Below are 19,266 nucleotides of genomic sequence, written 5' to 3'. Positions count from 1 at the left end.
TCGGTCGATATCAACTGATGAATAAAGAAAGCCCGACGGGGTGCCTTCAATCCGCACTAACGCACTATTTGACCAAACCTCCGCACTAACGCACTTTTTGACATTCCGCCCTCTCCGTACTAACGCGCTATTTGTCCCGGTCTTTCGCCAGGTCGATTTTCGCATGCAAAAACGGGGTCGCCATACATGGCGACCCCTCGTGAGTCGAAGCCTGGGTGAGTGCGCCGCGTTTCGAGCGTAAGCTCGGGTGGGGAGGGCACGCTGTGGCGCGCCGTGCTATACGGCGACGCCGCAGTCTGCGATGCCGCGGCGGCGGATCTCCTGGTCAAGGACGGTTTGCTGGTAAAAGCCGTATCCGCCGGCAACGTTTGCACACGAGAAACCGTGCTGCATCAGGATGCGGCACGCCACGTAGCTGCGAAGGCCGCTTTGGCAGAAGACGCGCAGGCGCTTGTCGCGCGGTAGCTCGTCCAGGTGCTCGCGCAGCTCATCGAGCGGAATGTGCAGCGCGCCGTCGATGGATCCGCGGGCGACCTCTCCGGGGGTGCGGGCGTCCAACAGCACCTCGTCCTCTGCGGGGGCAAGGGCCTGTTCTCAGGTGAGCTGTTCGACGCGGCCCTCCAAAATGTTCTCGATCATGTAGCCCGCCATGTTGACAGGATCCTTTGCGGACGAGTAGGGCGGAGCGTAGGCCAGGTCGAGCTCGGTGAGGTCGGCGGCCGTCATCTCTGCGCGTATCGCCGTGGCGATAACGTCGATGCGCTTGTCCGCGCCGTCGGTGCCTATGATCTGCGCGCCCAGAATCCTGCCGTCGCCTCGCTCGAACAGCACTTTCATGGTCATGCTGCCGGCGCCGGGGTAGTAGGTGGCGTGGCTTGCGGGGGAGAGGATGACGTAGTCCGCATCAAGTCCCGCCGCTTTCGCTGCGATTTCGGTAAGTCCGGTGGTGGCGATGGTGAGGTCAAAGAGCTTGAGGACGGAAGATCCCTGACTACCCGTAAAGGTGCTGGCTATGCCGCAGATGTTGTCCGCCGCGATTCGGCCCTGTTTGTTGGCGGGGCCCGCGAGCGCGATCAGGGCGTCCTGCCCGGTGACGTAGTTCTTCACCTGCACGGCGTCGCCTACGGCGTAAATGTCGCTATCGCTGGTTCGCATATGCTCGTCTACCTTGATGGATCCGCGCACGCCCAAATCAAGTCCCGCCTCGCGGGCAAGGGCGCTTTCGGGCGCCACGCCCACGGCGAGCACGACCATATCGGCGGCAAGGGGGCCGCTTTGCGCGAGGTTGGTCTGCACGGCGCCGTCGGCACGCTCTTCAAAGCCGGTAACGTCGGAGTTTAGCAGCAGTTTCACGCCATGTGAGCGCAGGTGGTTATGGGCGATCGCGGCCATGTCGGCATCAAGCGTGGGCATGACGTGCCCGCCGCGCTGGACCACCGTGACGTCCAGGCCGCGGTCTCGCAGGTTCTCGGCCATCTCCAATCCAATGAAGCCGCCGCCTACTACCACCGCGGATGCGGGGCGCGCGGTTTCAACAAAACCGTGAACCTTAAACGTGTCCTCGACGGTGCGCAGGGTGAAGATGCGTTCGTTATCGATGCCGGGCAGGTTGGGGATGACGGCATGGGCGCCGGGCGACAAGATCAGCTTGTCGTAGCTCTCGCGATACACTTCGTCCGTTTCAAGATTGCGGACTTTGATCGCCTTTGATGCACGGTCGATCTCCACGGCCTCCTGGCGCACGCGGACGTCGATGCGAAAGCGGTCGTGAAAGCTTTCCGGGGTTTGCAGGGTGAGCTTACGCCGGTCGGTGATAACGCCGCCCACGTAGTAGGGCAGGCCGCAGTTGGCGTAGCTCACGTAGCCCGAGCGCTCAAGCATAACGATCTGCGCGTTCTCGTCCAAACGGCGCAGGCGCGCCGCAGCCGTGGCGCCGCCGGCGACGCCTCCAATGATGACAACCTTCATGCTTAGATCCTTCCCTGCTTGACCGGGCCGCTCCAGCGGTTGATGCCGCCCATGTTGGTGACTGTGGTATACCCCATCTGGGTGAGGAAACGGCACGCCTGCGCGCTGCGCGCTCCGGAGAGGCAGTACACAAATAGGGGCGTGTCGAGCGCGGGCACCTGACGCGGCGCGTTTTGGATATGCGAGACCGGCACGTTGCGGGCGCCATCGATGTGCCCGTCAACAAATTCTTCGGGCGAGCGCACGTCAAGCACCACGGCGCCGGGGGTGGCGCGAGCGTCTTCCATGTATGCGTCGATTCCCTTGCCAAACATCGAGCTGAACAGTCCCATGGCGGTTCCCTTCGGTTTGAATGCTGTTTGTCTTCTATCAGGGTGAACACTACCATGTGCCCGCGGGGGCGTTCAGTGACTAGGTCACGCATGCGGCCGCGTCGCGCGGCATCTTGCCTTCGAGGTGCTCCGACTGCTTGAAAGTGGCCCCGCGCGGCGCCGCATATGTAGGACGATGATTTCACCGTGTAAGGTGGCTGTTCTCGCCAGGGTGGGGCATACTGCTGTTATGCAAACAATCGATATGTCTTGGGGGTGCGCTGCATGTCGCTTGTCGAAAAGCTGCGCTCGCTGTCACCCATGGCCCGCCGCCTGGTGATTATGAGGTTTTGCGGTCACGTGGGAATGCTCGCGTGCTACTTCATAGGAATCTTGGGAACGCTTACGTATTCGCTTGGCGGCACGGCGCTGTCCACCACGTTTTCCGTGGGCCTCATCAACCTGGCGACCGTGATTGGCAACTTTGTGGGTGGCGCCATGCTCGACTCGCTGGGGCCGCGGCGCCACTTCCTCATCAGCGTTGTCGCCACCTGCGTTTCCGCGGCGCTATTCCAGGTGCTAGCGGATACGGTCGAGGGCATTCTTATCTGCTCGGCCGTCTTTGGCCTCGCATGGGGAATCGAAGACATCGTCGCACGCTCCTACGCTGCCTACATCACGGATGATGCGGACGAGCTGTCATGCATCAACCCCATGCTCTCGGCAGTCACCAACCTCACGGTGGTGGTCGGCCCCTTGGTGGGAAGCGCGATCACATCGGTATCCTCTACCCGCATGGTCTTTGTGTTTGGCGCGGTCATGGCGCTTGCGGGCCTTGTTCCCGCCGCCGGCTTCCACCCCTTGCGCCAACCTGCGGAAGAGGAGGGGGCGGAGTATAGCGACAACTCGCTTTCCGCGGGCTTTTTGGCCGTGGCGGCAAAGCCTACGCTGCGCATGCTCCTTGCCGTGGGGTTCCTCACATACTTTGGTTACGGCGCCTTCGACCCCTTGGAGTCTCTGTTCTATCGCGACGTGCTGCACGTGGGGGTCGAGTGGATGGGCTGGTTGTCAAGCGCGGCGGGCATAGGCGCCATTGCGGGATCGGTCATCCTTATGCGCCTGCCGGCGCGCTTCACCAATATGAGGTTCTTGCTTGTGGCGCTGTTTTCTATGGGCTTGGGGTGCCTGGTATATGTGGGAACGCCGTTTGTGGTTGTTGCCATGGCGGGCCAGATGCTGTTGGGATTCTCGTTTGGCGTGATCGGCCCCCTGCAGAGCACGTTGGTGCAGATGCATGCTCCGCTTTCCGCCTTGGGCCGCGTGAGCGCGGTTATGGGCTTTGGCTACAGCGTGGCGGGCGTGGTGCCTTTGTTCATGGCTCCCTGGCTGGCGCGCGTGCTGGGCGTTCAGCAGACGTTGGTGCTGGCGAGCTCGCTGGTCGCGTTGTTCCCGCTTGTCTGCATGGTGATCTTTCGCCGCCGTATCGCGGATTCGGTGGAAGAGGAGCGGGAGCTTGAAGATGCCGCGTAAGCGCCGGCGCTTCGATCGCCCGTTGCCCGCGCGCTCCCCAAGCCCCGCTTGGACTCGCGTTGCGTATCGCGCTACGCCTTGGCGACAAGCTCCACGGCGGTGCCGGAAGCCGTGACCATAAGCATATTGCCCTGGCCCAGCACCTCGTAGTCCACGTCGACGCTCACTACGGCGTTGGCGCCCAGCGCTTCGGCGCGCTCGGCCATCTCGCGCAGGGCGTCCTCGCGGGCCTCGACTAGTTCGTCCTCATAACCCTTGCTGCGGCCGCCGACAATGTTGCGTATGCCCGCGGTGAAGTCGCGAATAAAGTCGACGCCGGAAATGACCTCGCCAAAAACGATGCCGTGGTAGCGAGCGGCGGTGTATCCGTCGACGCTGGGCGTGGTGGTGATCAGCATGGAAGCTCCAATCCTTGTGGGCCGCGCGGTATCGCGTTGCGCAGCTTATACCCTGCAAGGGTTCCGCTTCATGCATCCGCGATGCTAAAGAAAGGCTAAAGGCTCGCGGCGTTTCCGGCGCGGCTTTAACAGCCGTGGCGCGCCAGGCGTTCGCGCAGGATAAGCACCGGCCCCAGGCTGGGCTCATGCAGGGGAGCGACTAGCCGGCAACGCGCTGGCAAGGCGTGGAGAAGGGGGTCGAGCAGTACGTCGCCCGCGTTGAAAACACCTCCAATATAGGTAACGGGAACAAGGGCGTCCAAGCTTGCGCTGCCGCGCTCCTCGAAGCCGTCCTTATCAAAGAGTTCTCGCATAATCGTCTCGACCATCTGGGAGATTTCCTCTGCCGCTTGCTGGTAGATGCGGCGCGCGGATGCGTCTTCCTCGCGTGCCGCTTGGGCCACCAAGACGCTAAGGGACGCAATGCGCGTACGGTCATGTAGGTGGTCCTGGGCAAAGCGGATGATGTCGAAGTCATCCATCAAGCCGAGCTCCCGTTTAAGGGCGCGGTAGAGAGGCCCGCGCTGGTCGCGCCCGTCGCTTTGGCGGGTGAAGGCGCGCAGGGCCTCCTTGCCAATCCAGCCGCCGCTGCCCTCGTCCCCCAATAGATAGTCCCACCCGCCGCAACGCATGCTGGCGCCGTTTCGCACGCCAAGCGCGATCGAGCCGGTGCCCGCGATAACGGCGATGCCGTCCGCAAGTTCCAGGCCCGCCGCCCACGCGGCGTCGACGTCGTTGACCAGGGCATAGGGACGAGTTCCCACCGCGGCCTTCACGGCGGCCTCGATGGCGCGGTCGGACTCGGCTCCCTCGCCGTAGCCGCAGATGCCAAGGCCCACGCCTCCGTCCCGGTCCAAGCCGTGCCGCCGCGCCCATGCCAGGCAATCGCGGAAGACGCAAGCCATGCCATCAGTGCCCGCTTGGGCGTAGTGGCAGGTGGAAAACGTCGTGCGGGCAAGGGGCTGCAGCGATTCGTCGTACAGGGTGCAAGCGGTTTTGGTTCCGCCTCCGTCGATGCCTAGCCAGGTCATGAGCGTCTCCTTTGCTTGTTGGGGGCGATGCGGATGCTGCGTGCGCCGCGTTGCCTAGGCGCGGTTAAAGCGGGCGCACATCAGCTTGTATGCCCAGGCGGGAAGCGCGCAGGGCGCGTTGATGATGTTGGAGGGCGCAAGGGGGTCCGTGGAGCCAAAACGGCGGGCAGCGTCCGCGATGCTGAGTCCCGCGCGCACGGCGCCTATGAGGCGGTCGATGGCTTCGGAGCATCCACGGCGCTTCCGGCCCATGCGCTCGGTGTGGGCGAATGCCGCCACGGCAGCGGCGCCGGCGACGCAGAGCCCGCCGCCCCAAACAAGGTTGTTGTCATGGCAAAACAGGCGGAGCACCTCAAGCGAGAGGTGGGCCTGGCCGGGGTCGCATTCGTTCGTGGTGCAGATGGCGTAGATGCGCATTCCGTCGCGAAGGCGCGTGGCCGACATCCAATCTTGGAGCGTGCGAACAAGGCGGGACGGTAGGGCGCCAAGTTGGACGGGGCAGCCAATCACCAACGTGTCGCAGGTGGCGAGCGCATCGAGAACGGGGCCGGCGTCGGGCGCTTCGTTTGCCGCACCCTTCGCGCCGTGGCAGCAAAGGCGCTCGAAGCGCGGGGGCTCGGTTATATTTGCAGCGTCCAACGCCCTGCTTGAGAGTCGGTCGTATGCCAAGAGCGCATCTTCGAAATCGTCCAAAAGGGCGCGCGCGGCGTCGTTGGGAGCGCCGGCGTCAAGCAGCGCGATCGATCGTGCGGTCCCGGCGGGGGCAGAAGGCGCGGGGGGTAGGGGGATGTGCGCCGCGCTCGTCGCGCCTCCGTGCGGAAGCGAGCCAAGCCGTTTGAATAATCGCAGGTCAAATGTATCGACAACGCGGCACTCGGCAAGGTTGGCCCCAAGCTCCGAGGCAAGGCGCGCCGCAAGCATTCGGGCCAGGCCCTGTTCCTCGTAAGCGTTTTGGTCCACGCCGTATAGCCAAGTGTGAAGGCTGCGCTCCGGCAGCGCCCTCTTGTCGACACGGCCGCCGCCATGCCTACCGTCGCGCGCCAGCTCCAGTGCGCGCATGACGGGGGCGGACACCTGGCCGCAAAAAGAGCGCGAGGCAATCCAAAGCTCGTCGGCGCCGTCAAGGGAGGCGGCAAGTCGGTCCGCGGTCTCCCCGAGGTCTCCTGCGACGCCGGGGCAGGGGGCATCGTCCACATCCTCAAGACAAAACGCCGCGTCAAACAAGGCGGCAACGCCCGGGCTCTCAAACTCGGCGCGCGGCCGGTCGCAGATCAGCAATCTCATGGGGTGGATGCGTCCCTTCTGGCGCCCGGGTTCCCCGCGGCCCTGCGCTGCGGGTTTGTAGGCGGCTGAGAATGTTTCAATACCTCCATAATATAGAAATCGCGGCATGGCTGAAGTATCCTTATGCAAAAGTCGCGATGGAAGGGGCCGTTATGCGCAAATCGACCAACGAAGCCCTGGCAACGCTTGAGCCCAGCGGGATTCGCCGCTTTAGCGCCCTGGCTGCCCAGACGCCGGGCTGTATCGCCCTTGCCCTGGGCGAGCCCGAGTTCGATTCGCCCACATCCGTGCGCGAGGGCGCCAAGTCTGCGCTGGATTTGGGGCAGACCCATTACCCTCCCAACAACGGAACGGACGAGCTGCGCCGCGCCCTGAGCGTATACATGGCCCGGCAGGGCGTGTCCTATGCGCCGGATGAGGTGATAGCGACCGTGGGCGCGACCGAGGCCCTTGCCGCCGCATTCGCCGCGCTTCTCAACCCGGGTGATGAGGTCGTCATCCCCACGCCGGCGTTTGGCCTCTACCAATCCCTGGTGGTCATGAACCATGCCACGCCGGTGTATCTCGACACCGCGCCCTTTGCGTTTCAGCTGGACGAGGAGGCGCTTTCCGCATGCGTGACACCGCGCACCAAGGCGTTGGTCATCACTTCGCCCAACAACCCCACCGGCTGCGTGCTCGCGCCCGCTTCGCTCGACGCGGTCGTAAACGTTGCCCGCGCCCACGGCATCTACGTGGTGTGCGACGACGTATACAACCGTTTGGTCTATGAGCCCGGCTACGAGCGCCTTGCCGCCCGTGTGGACAAGGATCTTCGGGAGCAGGTGGTGGTGGTCGAGAGTTTCTCCAAGCCCTGGGCGATGACCGGATGGCGCATGGGCTGGGTCGCCGCCGCCCATCCCGTGATCGACCAGATCGCCAAGGCCCACCAGTTCACGGTGTCTTCCGCGGTATCGTTCTGCATGCCCGCGGCCGCCCGCGCCCTCGAGTTCGACCCCTCGCATCAACTTGATACGTACCGCGCCCGGCGCGACCGCGTGCTGGCGCAGCTGGCGTACATGGGGCTGCCGGTGGTCGAGCCCGCCGGCGCGTTCTACGCATTTCCGCGCGTCGAGCAAACCGGATTATCGTCCAATGAATTCTGCGAGCGGGCCATTCGCGAAGCGGGCGTGGCGCTGGTGCCGGGAACATGCTTTAACGCTCCGGGCTACGTGAGGCTTTCCTATTGCATCGCGGACGATGATCTGGACGAGGGCCTGCGCCGCCTGGGTTCTTTTGTCGCTGGTCTATAAAATGTGGAGGACGTGTTGAGCCGCGCCTCCTTGTATCTCAAACCTTGACTCTGGCATGGCGGCTCGGCATACTACAGAAGTTCACGCACGATTCCGCTGCCAGAGACAGCAGGTGCCAAGGGAGGCAAGCGCCGACCGCGGCTTAATGGGAGTTCCCGCCAGCCGAGGTGGTCGAGCAGATATGTCTTCTCGCCCCCGTTGCTCTTGCAGCACGGGGGTTTCTTTTTTTCGAGACACAACCCCCGCCATGTCAGGCGCGGACGTGCCCGGAAAAAACGAGAAGGAGGTGTACTAATGCCCAAGCAGTACAAAATCGACAAGGTTGCTGAGATCGAGTCTAGCATCGAGGCCAACGCTGGTGTGTTCGTGGTGTCCTACAACGGTCTGACCGTTAAGCAGGCCCAGGAGCTGCGTCATCAGCTTCGTGAGCTCGGCGCTGAGATGAAGGTGTACAAGAACAACCTCGTCCGCATCGCTCTGGAGAACAAGGAGCAGCCCAACGTTGATGACATCCTCGTTGGTCCCCTGGCCTATGTCTTCTACGAGAACGAGCCCGTCGAGGCCGCGAAGGCGCTTAAGGAGTTCGCTAAGAAGTCCAAGGGCGTTCTGGAGATCAAGGGTGGCATTTCCGAGGGTAAGGCAGTTACTGCCGAGGAGGTCAACGCTATCGCAGACCTTCCCACCAAGGATCAGCTCCTGGGTCAGATCGCCGGTCTTATCAACGGCTTCGCTCGCGACATCGCTGTTTGCGTCAACGGCGTTTCCAGCGGTCTCGCCCGTTGCGTCCAGCAGATCTCCGAGCAGAAGGCGGCCTAGTCGCCACCATGCTCGCGGTCGCAAGGCCGCACCCCTGGCGCACATGCGCCGCGCTACTTAATTAATCTCCCTGCGAAAAGCGCAGGGAAATCGAAAGGACTTAGAAATGGCTAAGCTTACCACCGATGAGATCATCGAGGCCCTGAAAGAGATGACCCTGCTCGAGGCTTCCGAGCTCGTTTCCGCCATCGAGGAGACCTTCGGCGTTTCCGCCGCTGCTCCCGCTGCCGTCGTTGCTGGCCCCGCTGCTGCCGCTGAGGAGGCCGAGGAGAAGACCGAGTTTGACGTTGTTCTCGAGGGCTTCGGCGACAACAAGATCCAGGTCATCAAGGTCGTTCGCGAGCTGACCAACCTCGGCCTGAAGGAGGCCAAGGAGGTCGTCGAGGGCGCTCCCAAGGCTGTTCTCGAGGGTGCCAAGAAGGAGGACGCCGAGGCTGCCAAGGAGAAGCTCGAGGCTGCCGGCGCTGCTGTCACCATCAAGTAGTTTCCTGCAGGCGATTCGCCTGCCGGCTACGACCGTACGGCCCCGTGCCGCGGTCTGACATTCAATGTCTTAAAGGAGGTCTGGTTCGCCGGGCCTCCTTTTTTGGTGCCCCGCCTCCTCGATACGTTGATTCGGACGTGTTAAATAATCGGAAGGTGCGTATTTAAGCTGCATTTTCTCAAAAGGGGGTAGCGCGCAAGCATTCGGACGGTATCCTGTAGGACTGTGACTCAATTGTTTATGGGCGAAAAGCCCGTTATTGATCCGCGTCATAAAGGCGTGGACGAAAGGAAGGCCATGAAGGCTATCATCCCCGCAGCCGGCCTCGGCACCCGCTTCCTGCCGGCGACCAAGTGCACCCCCAAGGAGATGCTCCCGGTGCTCGACAAGCCGGTCATCCAGTACGTGGTCGAGGAGGCGCTGGAGCCCGAGGAGGTCGACGGCGCCGTCATCGTGACCTCGCCCGGCAAGCCCGAGCTGCTCAGCTATTTCCAGCCCGACCGCTCGCTGGAGGCGCTGCTGCGCGAGCGCGGCAAGGACGGCTACGCCGACGCCGTGGCCCAGGCCGGCAACATGCCCGTGGACTTCCGCTACCAGTACGAGCCCAAGGGGCTGGGCCACGCCATCCGCTCGGTGGCCGACGCCGTGGCCGGCGAGAGCTTCCTGGTGCTGCTCGGCGACTACGTGGTCCCCTCGCGCGACATCTGCACCCGCATGCTCGAGGTCTCCCGCGCCCACGCCGGCGCGTCCGTGATCGCGGTGGCGCCCTGCTCGCCGGCGGACGTCTCCCGCTACGGCGTCATCGCAGGCGAGCGCGTCGACACCCTGGAGGGCCTCGGCGGGGTCGCCGACGACGAGCCCGGCGCGGTATGGCGCGTCTCCGGCCTGGTGGAGAAGCCCGCCGCCGAGGAGGCCCCCTCCAACCTCTACATCGTGGGCCGCTACCTGCTCTCGCCGCTGGTCATGGACCTCCTGGCCGACCAGGAGCCCGGCAAGGGAGGGGAGATCCAGCTGACCGACGCCATGGCCCGCTCGCTCGAGCGCGAGGCCATGTACGCCGTCGTCATCGACCCGCTGTCCGGCTACGACACCGGCACCCCGTCGGGCTGGATCGCGACCAACGCCCTCATGGCCGCGGCCGACCCCCGCTTCGCCGAGGAGTTCTGGGAGGCCGTCGACGAGCGCGGGGGATTGGTCCGTCGCTAGGCGGCCTCGTCCAAACGCTCGTCCATATACGCCAGCTAGAACAGGCCCAGCGTGGTCATAATGACAGCTTGCTTGAATGGAATGCCTCAACCGTTGCGGTTGGGGCATTTTCTTTTAACCATCTATTGGTTTGCGGCGGTTCCTAAAATCCAGCCTGCCTTGTGACATGCGCACGTAATACAACGTCTCCATTAGAACAACATGAACACATGTTCTGTTCAGGTCAATTACCTGCGGGTTTAGTTGTAACTTTTTTGCCTAGTCCAAAAGTTACCTATAGTCAAGACTTTTATTGCCAAACGGTTCGTAGTTGCTAAACTAGTAGGTTGCGATATATGGCGATTTCTGTCGAGATGTCAAGAGCACGTTTTCGATGTGCGTCAGCGATCGCGGAACAGTGTATACGACATGCGACCGAACGCCAAGCAAACCGCATTTTCCCAAGAAGGAGGGAACGCCTGGTGAGTGATGCAAAAGCCACCCAGCCGGTAACGGCAACAGAGCGCACGCGCGTCAACTTTGGAAAGATCCCCGAGGTGATGGAGCTTCCGAACCTTATCTCCGTTCAGAAGGAGAGCTTCGACCGCTTCATGACCGATGGGCTCCGCGAGGCTTTCAAGGAGTCCAGCCCCATTCAGAGCCAGAACCATATCCTGGAGGTCACCTTTGGTGAGCACCAGTTCGGCGACCCCGCGCACACCGTGGAGGAGTGCCGCGAGAAGGATATGACCTACCAGGCTCCGCTTCTCACCGATGTCCGCCTTACCAACAAGGAGACCGGCGAGATCAAGGAGCAGCTGGTCTTCATGGGCGATTTCCCCATGATGACCGATCAGGGCACCTTCATCATCAACGGTACCGAGCGCATCGTCGTCTCCCAGCTGGTCCGCTCCCCGGGCGTGTACTACAGCTCCGAGATGGACGGCGGCAAGCAGGTCTACAAGGCGCAGATCATCCCCGCTCGCGGCGCTTGGCTGGAGTTCGAGGTCGACAAGCGCGATCAGCTGGTGGTCTCCATCGACCGCAAGCGCAAGCAGTCCGCTACCATGTTCCTGCGCGCACTGGGTATCGCTACCACCAACGACGAGATCATCGAGATGCTCGGTGACTCCGATGTCGTGAAGCGCACCATCGAGCGCGATACCGCCCTCACCCGCGAGGACGCCCTCATCGAGATCTACCGTCGCCTGCGTCCGGGCGAGCCGCCCACCGTCGACGCCTCCCGCAGCTTGCTCGAGGGCCTGCTCTTCAATGCGCAGCGCTACGACCTGGCTCGCGTCGGCCGCTACAAGGTGAATAAGAAGCTCGGCCTCGACACCACTGAGGACGTTGCGGTGCTTACCGACGAGGACATCGTCGCCACCCTGCGCTACCTGCTCGAGCTTGCCGCCGGCACCCCCGGTTACAAGACCGACGACATCGACCACTTCGGTAACCGCCGCATCCGCACCGTCGGCGAGCTGGTGGCCAACCAGTTCCGTATCGGTATGAGCCGTATGGAGCGCGTGGTCCGCGAGCGCATGAGCTCCCAGGATATCGACGAGATCACCCCGCAGAGTCTCATCAACATCCGTCCCATCGTGGCTGCCATCAAGGAGTTCTTCGGCTCCTCCCAGCTGTCCCAGTTCATGGACCAGGCCAACCCGCTGACCGGTCTTACCCACAAGCGCCGCCTGTCCGCTCTGGGCCCCGGTGGCCTTGCTGGTCACAAGTCCGGTTCCAGCCGCCGCACCAACGTGCCTACCGCCGTCCGCGACGTCCACAACTCGCACTACTCCCGTATGTGCCCCATCGAGACCCCCGAAGGCCCCAACATCGGCCTGATCGGCTCTCTCTCCCTCTACGCTCGAGTGAACGAGTACGGCTTCATCGAGGCCCCGTATCGCCGCGTTGAGAACGGCGTCGCCACCGACCAGATCGACTGGATGACCGCTGACGAGGAAGAGAACCACATCATCGCCCCGGCGAACACCCCGCTCGACCCCGAGACCAATGAGTTCGTGGTCGCCGACGCCGACGGCAACCTGGTTCGTCCCCACACCATCGTCGCCCGTACTCGCGACTTCGACGGCTCCTTCGGCGCTCCCGCAGACGTGCCCGTCGAGATGGTCGACTACATGGACGTCTCTCCGCGTCAGATGATCTCCGTCGCCGCCACCCTCATTCCGTTCCTGGAGCACGACGACGCCAAGCGTACCCTCATGGGCGCTAACATGCAGCGTCAGGCCGTGCCCCTGGTTCACCCTGCCGCCCCGTACGTCGGCACCGGCATGGAGCGTCGCGCTGCGCTGGACTCCGGCGAGGTCACCCTGGCCAAGCACGCCGGCGAGGTCATCTTCGCTGACGCGCGCAAGATCACCGTTAAGCACGCTGGCGGTATGGACGAGTATCACCTGCCCAAATACCAGCGTTCCAACCAGTCCACCTGCATCAACCACCGTCCGCTGGTTCGCGTGGGCGATGAGGTCGTCAAGGGCCAGCCCCTGGCAGACGGTCCGTCCACCGATCACGGCGAGCTCGCTTTGGGCCAGAACCTCACGGTCGCCTACATGAGCTGGGAAGGTTACAACTACGAGGACGCTATCGTCGTGTCCGAGCGCGTGGTGGCCGAGGACCTGCTGACCACCATCAATATCTCTCGCCACGAGATCGACGCTCGCGACACCAAGCTGGGTCCCGAGGAGATCACCCGCGAGATCCCCAACCTCTCCGAGGATATGCTCGCCAATCTGGACGAGGACGGCGTCATCCGCATCGGCGCCGAGGTCGGCCCCGGCGACATCCTGGTCGGTAAGGTCACGCCCAAGGGCGAGAGCGCTCTGACCGCCGAGGAGCGCCTGCTCCGCGCTATCTTTGGCGCCAAGGCCCATGACGTTCGCGACACCTCTCTTAAGATGCCTCACGGTTCCTACGGTCGAGTCATCGACGTCGCCCGCTTCAGCCGCGAGGCCGGTGACGACCTGGCTCCGGGCGTTAACGAGATGGTCCGCGTCTACGTCGCCCAGCGTCGTAAGATCCAGGAAGGCGACAAGATCGCCGGCCGCCACGGCAACAAGGGTGTTATCTCCAAGATCCTGCCGGTCGAGGATATGCCCTACATGGCCGACGGCACCCCTGTCGACGTCATCCTGAACCCCCTGGGCGTTCCCTCCCGTATGAACGTCGGCCAGCTGCTCGAGTGCCACCTTGGCTGGGCCGCCGCCTGTGGTTGGGATCAGGACAACGCTGATTCCGACAGGTACGTTCCCGGTCCGTTCTTTACGGCGACCCCCGTCTTCGACGGCGCCCATGAGGACGAGATCGCCGAGGTCATCCGTCGCGCCAACAAGAACATGGTCAACTTGGCCACCGAGCGCCTGGGCGACCACATGCGCACCGACTTTGTCACCCAGCTGGACGAGCGCGGCAAGACCCGCCTGTTCGACGGCCGTTCGGGTGAGGAGTTCCGCGAGCCCATCACCGTCGGCACCTCCTACATCCTGAAGCTCGGCCACATGGTCGACGACAAGATCCACGCGCGTTCGACCGGCCCCTACAGCCTGGTTACCCAGCAGCCCCTGGGCGGTAAGGCCCAGTTCGGCGGCCAGCGCTTCGGTGAGATGGAAGTTTGGGCACTGTACGCGTACGGTGCTTCCAACGTCCTGCAGGAGATCCTCACGGTCAAGTCCGACGACACCGTCGGTCGCGTCAAGACCTACGAGGCGATCGTCAAGGGCGACAACGTCCCCATGGCCGGTATTCCCGAGTCCTTCAAGGTTCTGGTCAAGGAGATCCGCTCGCTCGCGCTCGACATCGAGCCCATCCGCGACCACGAGCCGGAGCCCGAGACCGTAGCCGAGACCGCGGACGTGGACGACGTCCTGGCCGACCTGGACACCCTTCCCTCCATCGACGAGGCCGACACCTCTGCGGATGCAGCCGAAGCCCTCATCGGCGAGCTGGCCGCTTCCACCACTGATAAGGAGTAGAAACTGTGGCAGATTTCGAAGCTACTGATTTTGACGCGGTAAAGATCTCCCTTGCCAGCGCCGACAAGATCCGCTCCTGGTCTTACGGCGAGGTCAAGAAGCCCGAGACCATCAACTACCGTACCCTCAAGCCCGAGAAGGACGGCCTGTTCTGCGAGAAGATCTTCGGTCCCGCCAAGGACTGGGAGTGCTCTTGCGGCAAGTACAAGGGCATTCGCTTCAAGGGCATCGTCTGCGAGCGCTGCGGCGTCGAGGTCACCTCGGCCAAGGTGCGTCGCGAACGCATGGGCCACATCGAGCTTGCCGCCCCGGTAAGCCACATCTGGTATTTCAAGAGCCCCACCAGCTTCCCCATGAGCCGCCTGCTCGACATCAAGAGCAAGGACCTGGAGAAGGTGCTCTACTTCGCCAGCTATATCATCACGCACGTCGACTACGAGGCGCGCGAGGCCGATGCAGAGGATCTGCGCGAGGAGCTCGCCGCCGACCTCGAGGAGATCGACGCCGAGTGCGCACGTCAGATCGAGTCTCTGAAGGAGCAGGGCAACCCCGAGAACTTCGATGAGTTCTCCGATGAGGAGCCTCTGACCCAGGAGGAGATCGCCGCCGGCATCATCGACATCGAGGAAGAGTGCAAGGACGAGAAGCAGCTGCGCTCCGACGCGTTCCAGGCATTCATGAAGCTCTCCGAGCGCGACCTGATCTCCGACGAGCCTCTGTTCCGCGAGATGAAGCGCTACTACTCCATGTACTTCAGCGGCGACATGGGCGCCGAGGCTGTTCGCGACCTGCTGGCCGCCATCGACCTGGAGTCCGAGTCCGAGCGCCTGAAGGCCATCATCGCCGACGTCGATGGCCAGAAGCAGAAGCGCGAGAAAGCCGTCAAGCGCCTTGAGGTCGTCGATGCCTTCCTGAAGGGCCACAACGACCCCGCCAACATGATCCTCGACGTCATTCCGGTCATTCCGCCCGATCTTCGTCCTATGGTCCAGCTCGACGGCGGTCGCTTCGCTGCGTCCGACCTGAACGATCTGTATCGTCGCGTTATCAACCGTAACAATCGTCTTAAGCGCCTGCTCGACCTCGATGCTCCCGCGATCATCGTGAACAACGAGAAGCGTATGCTGCAGGAGGCCGTCGACGCACTGTTCGACAACGGCCGTCGCGGCCGTCCGGTTTCCGGACGTGGCGGTCGTCCGCTCAAGTCCCTTGCCGAGGCCCTCAAGGGCAAGCAGGGCCGCTTCCGTCAGAACCTGCTGGGTAAGCGCGTCGACTACTCCGGACGTTCCGTAATCGTTACGGACCCCAAGCTCAAGCTGCACCAGTGCGGTCTGCCCAAGACCATGGCGCTGGAGCTCTTCAAGCCCTTCGTCATGAAGCGCCTGGTCGAGCTTGGCAAGGTCGAGAACATCAAGGGCGCCAAGCGCGCGATCGAGCGCGGTGCCAGCTTTGTCTGGGACATCCTGGAAGAGGTCATCGACGGCCGTCTGGTCCTGCTCAACCGTGCACCTACGCTGCACCGCCTCTCCATTCAGGCTTTCGAGCCCGTTCTGGTCGAGGGCAAGGCAATCCACCTGCACCCGCTGGTCTGCGCCCCCTTCAACGCCGACTTCGACGGCGACCAGATGTCCGTGCACGTGCCGCTGTCGCTTCAGGCTCAGGCCGAGGCGCGCGTGCTCATGCTCTCTGCGAACAACCTGCGCTCGCCCGCATCCGGCAAGCCGGTCAACGTTCCTTCCCAGGACATGATCATTGGCGTGTACTACCTCACCCAGGCTCGCGACGGCCTGCCTGGCGAGGGCCACGTGTTCGCCAGCTTCGACGATGCGCTCAACGCCTATGATGCTCGTACCGAGGTTGACCTTCAGGCCAAGATCCAGGTTCGCGTCTCCGAGGCCGAGGCTAATTACTTCGACGAGGAGCACAGCTACTTCCGTGTGAAGAACGATCGCAACGAGTTTGTGGACTACGATGTGACGGGCAACAAGACCTGCCGTTTCGAGACCACCATCGGCCGCATCATCTTCAACCGCCAGTGCCTGCCCGCGGACTACGAGTTCATCAACTACAAGATGGTCAAGGGCGATGTGGGCAAGCTGGTCGCCGCCTGCTGCGATCGCTATCCGCAGGCCGAGGTCGGCCCCATCCTGGACGCCATCAAGTTCGCCGGTTTCCACTTCGCTACCCGCGCCGGCCTCACCATCTCTCTGTGGGACGCTCTCATCCCTGATGAGAAGCCCCAGATTCTGGCAGAGGCCCAGGACCGCGTCGACTCCATTAACGAGTACTTCGAGGAGGGCTTCATCAACGAGATGGAGCGCCACACCGAGGTAGTTAATGAGTGGACCGCCGCTACCGACAAGGTCGCCGCTCTCATGCTCGACATGTTCGACGAGGAGAACCCGATCTACATGATGGCCGACTCCGGCGCCCGTGGTTCCAAGACCCAGCTGCGTCAGCTCGGCGGCATGCGCGGCCTTATGGCGGACATGTCCGGTGAGACCATCGACCTTCCCATTAAGGCGAACTTCCGCGAGGGCCTGCTGCCCCTGGAGTACTTCATCTCCACGTACGGCGCTCGTAAGGGCCTGGTCGACACCGCGTCCCACACGTCTGACTCCGGTTACCTTACCCGCCGTCTGGTCGACGTCGCTCAGGACGTTATCGTCCGCGAGGAGGACTGCGGTACGCAGGAGGGCTGCTCCTACAACCTCATCATCCCCGGCACCGACTCGCTGAACGCCGACCTGGTTGGCCGCTGCTTCTCCGAGGACGCCGTTTCTGCCGACGGTACCGTCCTGTTCGAGCGCGACCAGTACATCGAGAGCGTTTCCGACATCCAGAAGCTGGTTGACGCCGGCCTCAAGAAGGTCACCCTGCGTGCGCTGCTGACCTGCCGTTCCAAGTACGGCGTATGCCAGAAGTGCTACGGCTGGGACCTCTCTACCCGTCGTCCCGTCGCCATCGGCACCGCCGTCGGCATCATCGCGGCTCAGTCCATCGGCGAGCCCGGTACGCAGCTTACGATGCGTACCATTCACTCCGGTGGCGTTGCAGGCGTCGACGACATTACGCAGGGTCTGCCTACCGTTGGCCGTATGTTCGACGTCGTCGGCAACGTCAACGAGAAGATCCTGGGCCGCGAGGCCGACCTGGCTCCGTTCTCCGGTCACCTCTCCATCAAGCCGGAGAAGTCCGAGTACGTCCTGACCTTGACCGACTCCGACGATCACACCCGTGTGCTCGAGGAGAAGCGCGTTCCCGCGTCCGTCCGCTTCATGCCCGGTATCGAGGACGGCTGCACCGTCCGCGCCGGTGACCAGATCACCAAGGGCTTCGTCAACTTCCGCAACCTGCGCAAGCTGACCGATATCGAGAGCACCATGCACACGTTCGTCGAGAACGTCAAGGACGTCTATACCAGCCAGGGCGTTGATTTGAACGACAAGCACATCGAGGTCATCGCACGTCAGATGCTGCGTCGCGTTCAGATCACCAACCCCGGTGATTCCAGCTACCTGCTGGGCCAGTACGTCGACCGCTATGAGTTCGCGGACGAGGTCGAGCGCGTCGCCCGTCGCGGCGGCACCCCGCCCACCTCTGAGGCTGCGATCCTGGGTACCCTCAAGGTTGCCGCGTCCATCGACTCCTGGCTGTCCTCCGCGTCGTTCATCCGTACCGCGGGCGTGCTCACAGAGGCCGCTATCGAGGGCAAGGTCGACCACCTGCTGGACCTCAAGTCCAACGTTATCGTGGGCAAGAAGATCCCGGTCGGCACCGGCCTCAAGCCGTATTCCGAGGCGAGCCTTACCTATCGCACCTCCGACGGCTACGCAACCGTTGGCGGCGCGACCGCTCCCGGCTCCAAGGCGCTGCCCGAGTGGGCGCCCGCCGAGCTCAAGGAGCTGGACGAGCAGCTTCCGCAGCAGCTCGACTGGGTTGGTTATGACGATTACCCGGGGGACGGTTCCTTCACGCGCAATGGCCGCACCATCTCCGCCGAGGACGCCCGCCTGTACCTATTCGACGACCTTGGCGTGTCCCAGCGCTGGACCAACAAGTTCAGCGAGGTCGGCATCGAGACCGTTGGCGACCTGGTCGGCAAGTCCGAGGAGGATCTGCTCCGCATCGATGGCATCGGCGCCAAGGCGATCGAGGAGCTGCGCGACGGCCTGGAGGCCCACAACCTGCTTCACATCCTTGATAACACCGAGGATATGGCTGATGAAGAGGACCTCTCCCAGCTGCTGCAGATGGTCTTCAGCCCGGACGGCCCGGACGACATCCTGCTGGGCACCTCTGCTCCGCGTCATCACTATGATTCGGACGAGGAGCTGCTGGGCGCCCCCGCTGAGGACAAGTCCAAGGCATCCGGCGGCATCATCAACGAGGATATGGCCTCTATCGACGAGCTGCTCAACCAGCTGGTCGATCAGGACGATGGCGATAGCCCCGAGGACCCCAACGGCCACAACTCCTTTGAGGAGTAGTCGTTACGCACCGGCTTTGATGACCGGTTCGCATAACTTGAAGCGGGCTTAGCCGCCTGCATTCAAAATGCTATATACGGGCGAGGCAGATAATCTGTCTCGCCCGTTTTCGTCCATAGATGCAGCATAGGGAGCGTGGGGGGGGAGGCGTGCAGTTGCAAGATCAAGGCAAGGCAAGGCAAGGCAAGGGGTCGACGTCCAAATGGCGCTCAAAGGTTTCCTCGTCCTTATACTGGTTATTGTGGTCACTTACCTTGCAGCCACGTTTGTTGTTACAACGGGTGCCATGATCGCCGCGCGGTGCCGGACCAATATCAGTGGTTGACGCTTGTGACAGAGATTGCGGTGTTAATCGTCGCATACCGGAGCCTTCCCCAGAATGACGCGCGGCCGCTCGCGGATACGCTGCCCCGCTGAGCGCGGCAGCGCCGGGCGCTTGGGTAGAATGC

13 protein-coding genes are annotated in these 19,266 nt (G+C 63.0%); 7 read left to right on the top strand and 6 right to left on the bottom strand.

Features of this window, described 5'->3' with window-relative positions; all coding sequences use genetic code 11:
- Positions 1–276 precede the first annotated feature (276 nt).
- Genes HMPREF9452_RS12035 through HMPREF9452_RS09610 form a run of 3 tightly spaced genes read right to left on the bottom strand, consistent with a single transcriptional unit; the run spans position 277 to position 2,300 of the window.
- Positions 277–564, bottom strand: coding sequence for a rhodanese-like domain-containing protein (locus HMPREF9452_RS12035; protein WP_009141948.1), 288 nt, complete (start codon positions 562–564; stop codon positions 277–279).
- 30 nt (positions 565–594) lie between these two features.
- Positions 595–1,968 carry an FAD-dependent oxidoreductase gene (locus HMPREF9452_RS09615; protein WP_009141947.1) on the bottom strand — a complete coding sequence of 458 codons (1,374 nt, stop codon included), beginning with the start codon at positions 1,966–1,968 and terminating at the stop codon, positions 595–597.
- A 2-nt stretch (positions 1,969–1,970) separates the two neighbouring features.
- The gene (locus tag HMPREF9452_RS09610; RefSeq protein ID WP_009141946.1) at positions 1,971–2,300 is read right to left on the bottom strand and encodes a rhodanese-like domain-containing protein; all 330 of its coding nucleotides are present in this window, start codon (positions 2,298–2,300) and stop codon (positions 1,971–1,973) included.
- Positions 2,301–2,564: 264 nt separating this feature from the next.
- On the opposite strand from HMPREF9452_RS09610, the gene HMPREF9452_RS09605 reads away from it, so the two are divergent.
- Positions 2,565–3,809: an MFS transporter gene (locus tag HMPREF9452_RS09605; RefSeq protein WP_009141945.1), complete on the top strand. Its 1,245-nt coding sequence runs from the start codon at positions 2,565–2,567 to the stop codon at positions 3,807–3,809.
- Positions 3,810–3,880: 71 nt separating this feature from the next.
- Here HMPREF9452_RS09605 and HMPREF9452_RS09600 read toward each other — a convergent pair whose 3' ends face one another.
- The 3 genes from HMPREF9452_RS09600 to HMPREF9452_RS09590 form a co-directional block, all read right to left on the bottom strand.
- Positions 3,881–4,207 (bottom strand): heavy metal-binding domain-containing protein, encoded by a 327-nt coding sequence (locus HMPREF9452_RS09600; protein ID WP_009141944.1) that lies wholly within the window; start codon positions 4,205–4,207, stop codon positions 3,881–3,883.
- Positions 4,208–4,332: 125 nt separating this feature from the next.
- On the bottom strand, positions 4,333–5,277 hold the full coding sequence (locus tag HMPREF9452_RS09595) for an N-acetylglucosamine kinase (RefSeq protein WP_009141943.1): 945 nt from the start codon (positions 5,275–5,277) through the stop codon (positions 4,333–4,335).
- A 54-nt stretch (positions 5,278–5,331) separates the two neighbouring features.
- Positions 5,332–6,561, bottom strand: coding sequence for a hypothetical protein (locus HMPREF9452_RS09590; protein ID WP_040362939.1), 1,230 nt, complete (start codon positions 6,559–6,561; stop codon positions 5,332–5,334).
- A 152-nt stretch (positions 6,562–6,713) separates the two neighbouring features.
- Here HMPREF9452_RS09590 and HMPREF9452_RS09585 point away from each other — a divergent pair, with 152 nt between their 5' ends.
- The 6 genes from HMPREF9452_RS09585 (at position 6,714) to HMPREF9452_RS09560 (ending at position 18,817) form a co-directional block, all read left to right on the top strand.
- On the top strand, positions 6,714–7,853 hold the full coding sequence (locus HMPREF9452_RS09585; RefSeq protein WP_009141941.1) for a pyridoxal phosphate-dependent aminotransferase: 1,140 nt from the start codon (positions 6,714–6,716) through the stop codon (positions 7,851–7,853).
- A gap of 294 nt (positions 7,854–8,147) precedes the next feature.
- Complete coding sequence (gene rplJ / locus HMPREF9452_RS09580; RefSeq protein ID WP_009141940.1) at positions 8,148–8,669, top strand: 50S ribosomal protein L10; 522 nt, start codon at positions 8,148–8,150, stop codon at positions 8,667–8,669.
- Between the two features lie 106 nt (positions 8,670–8,775).
- Positions 8,776–9,153: a 50S ribosomal protein L7/L12 gene (rplL, locus tag HMPREF9452_RS09575; protein ID WP_009141939.1), complete on the top strand. Its 378-nt coding sequence runs from the start codon at positions 8,776–8,778 to the stop codon at positions 9,151–9,153.
- Positions 9,154–9,450: 297 nt separating this feature from the next.
- Positions 9,451–10,359 (top strand): UTP--glucose-1-phosphate uridylyltransferase, encoded by a 909-nt coding sequence (locus HMPREF9452_RS09570; RefSeq protein WP_009141938.1) that lies wholly within the window; start codon positions 9,451–9,453, stop codon positions 10,357–10,359.
- A gap of 461 nt (positions 10,360–10,820) precedes the next feature.
- Positions 10,821–14,327, top strand: a complete 3,507-nt coding sequence (gene rpoB, locus HMPREF9452_RS09565) for a DNA-directed RNA polymerase subunit beta (protein ID WP_009141937.1) — start codon at positions 10,821–10,823, stop codon at positions 14,325–14,327.
- A 5-nt stretch (positions 14,328–14,332) separates the two neighbouring features.
- Positions 14,333–18,817 carry a DNA-directed RNA polymerase subunit beta' gene (locus tag HMPREF9452_RS09560; protein WP_009141936.1) on the top strand — a complete coding sequence of 1,495 codons (4,485 nt, stop codon included), beginning with the start codon at positions 14,333–14,335 and terminating at the stop codon, positions 18,815–18,817.
- The last annotated feature ends 449 nt before the right edge of the window (positions 18,818–19,266 follow it).

Source organism: Collinsella tanakaei YIT 12063, from assembly GCF_000225705.1.
In the GTDB taxonomy this organism is placed as follows: Bacteria; Actinomycetota; Coriobacteriia; order Coriobacteriales; family Coriobacteriaceae; genus Collinsella; species Collinsella tanakaei.
This window is presented reverse-complemented; position numbering and strand designations above follow the sequence as displayed.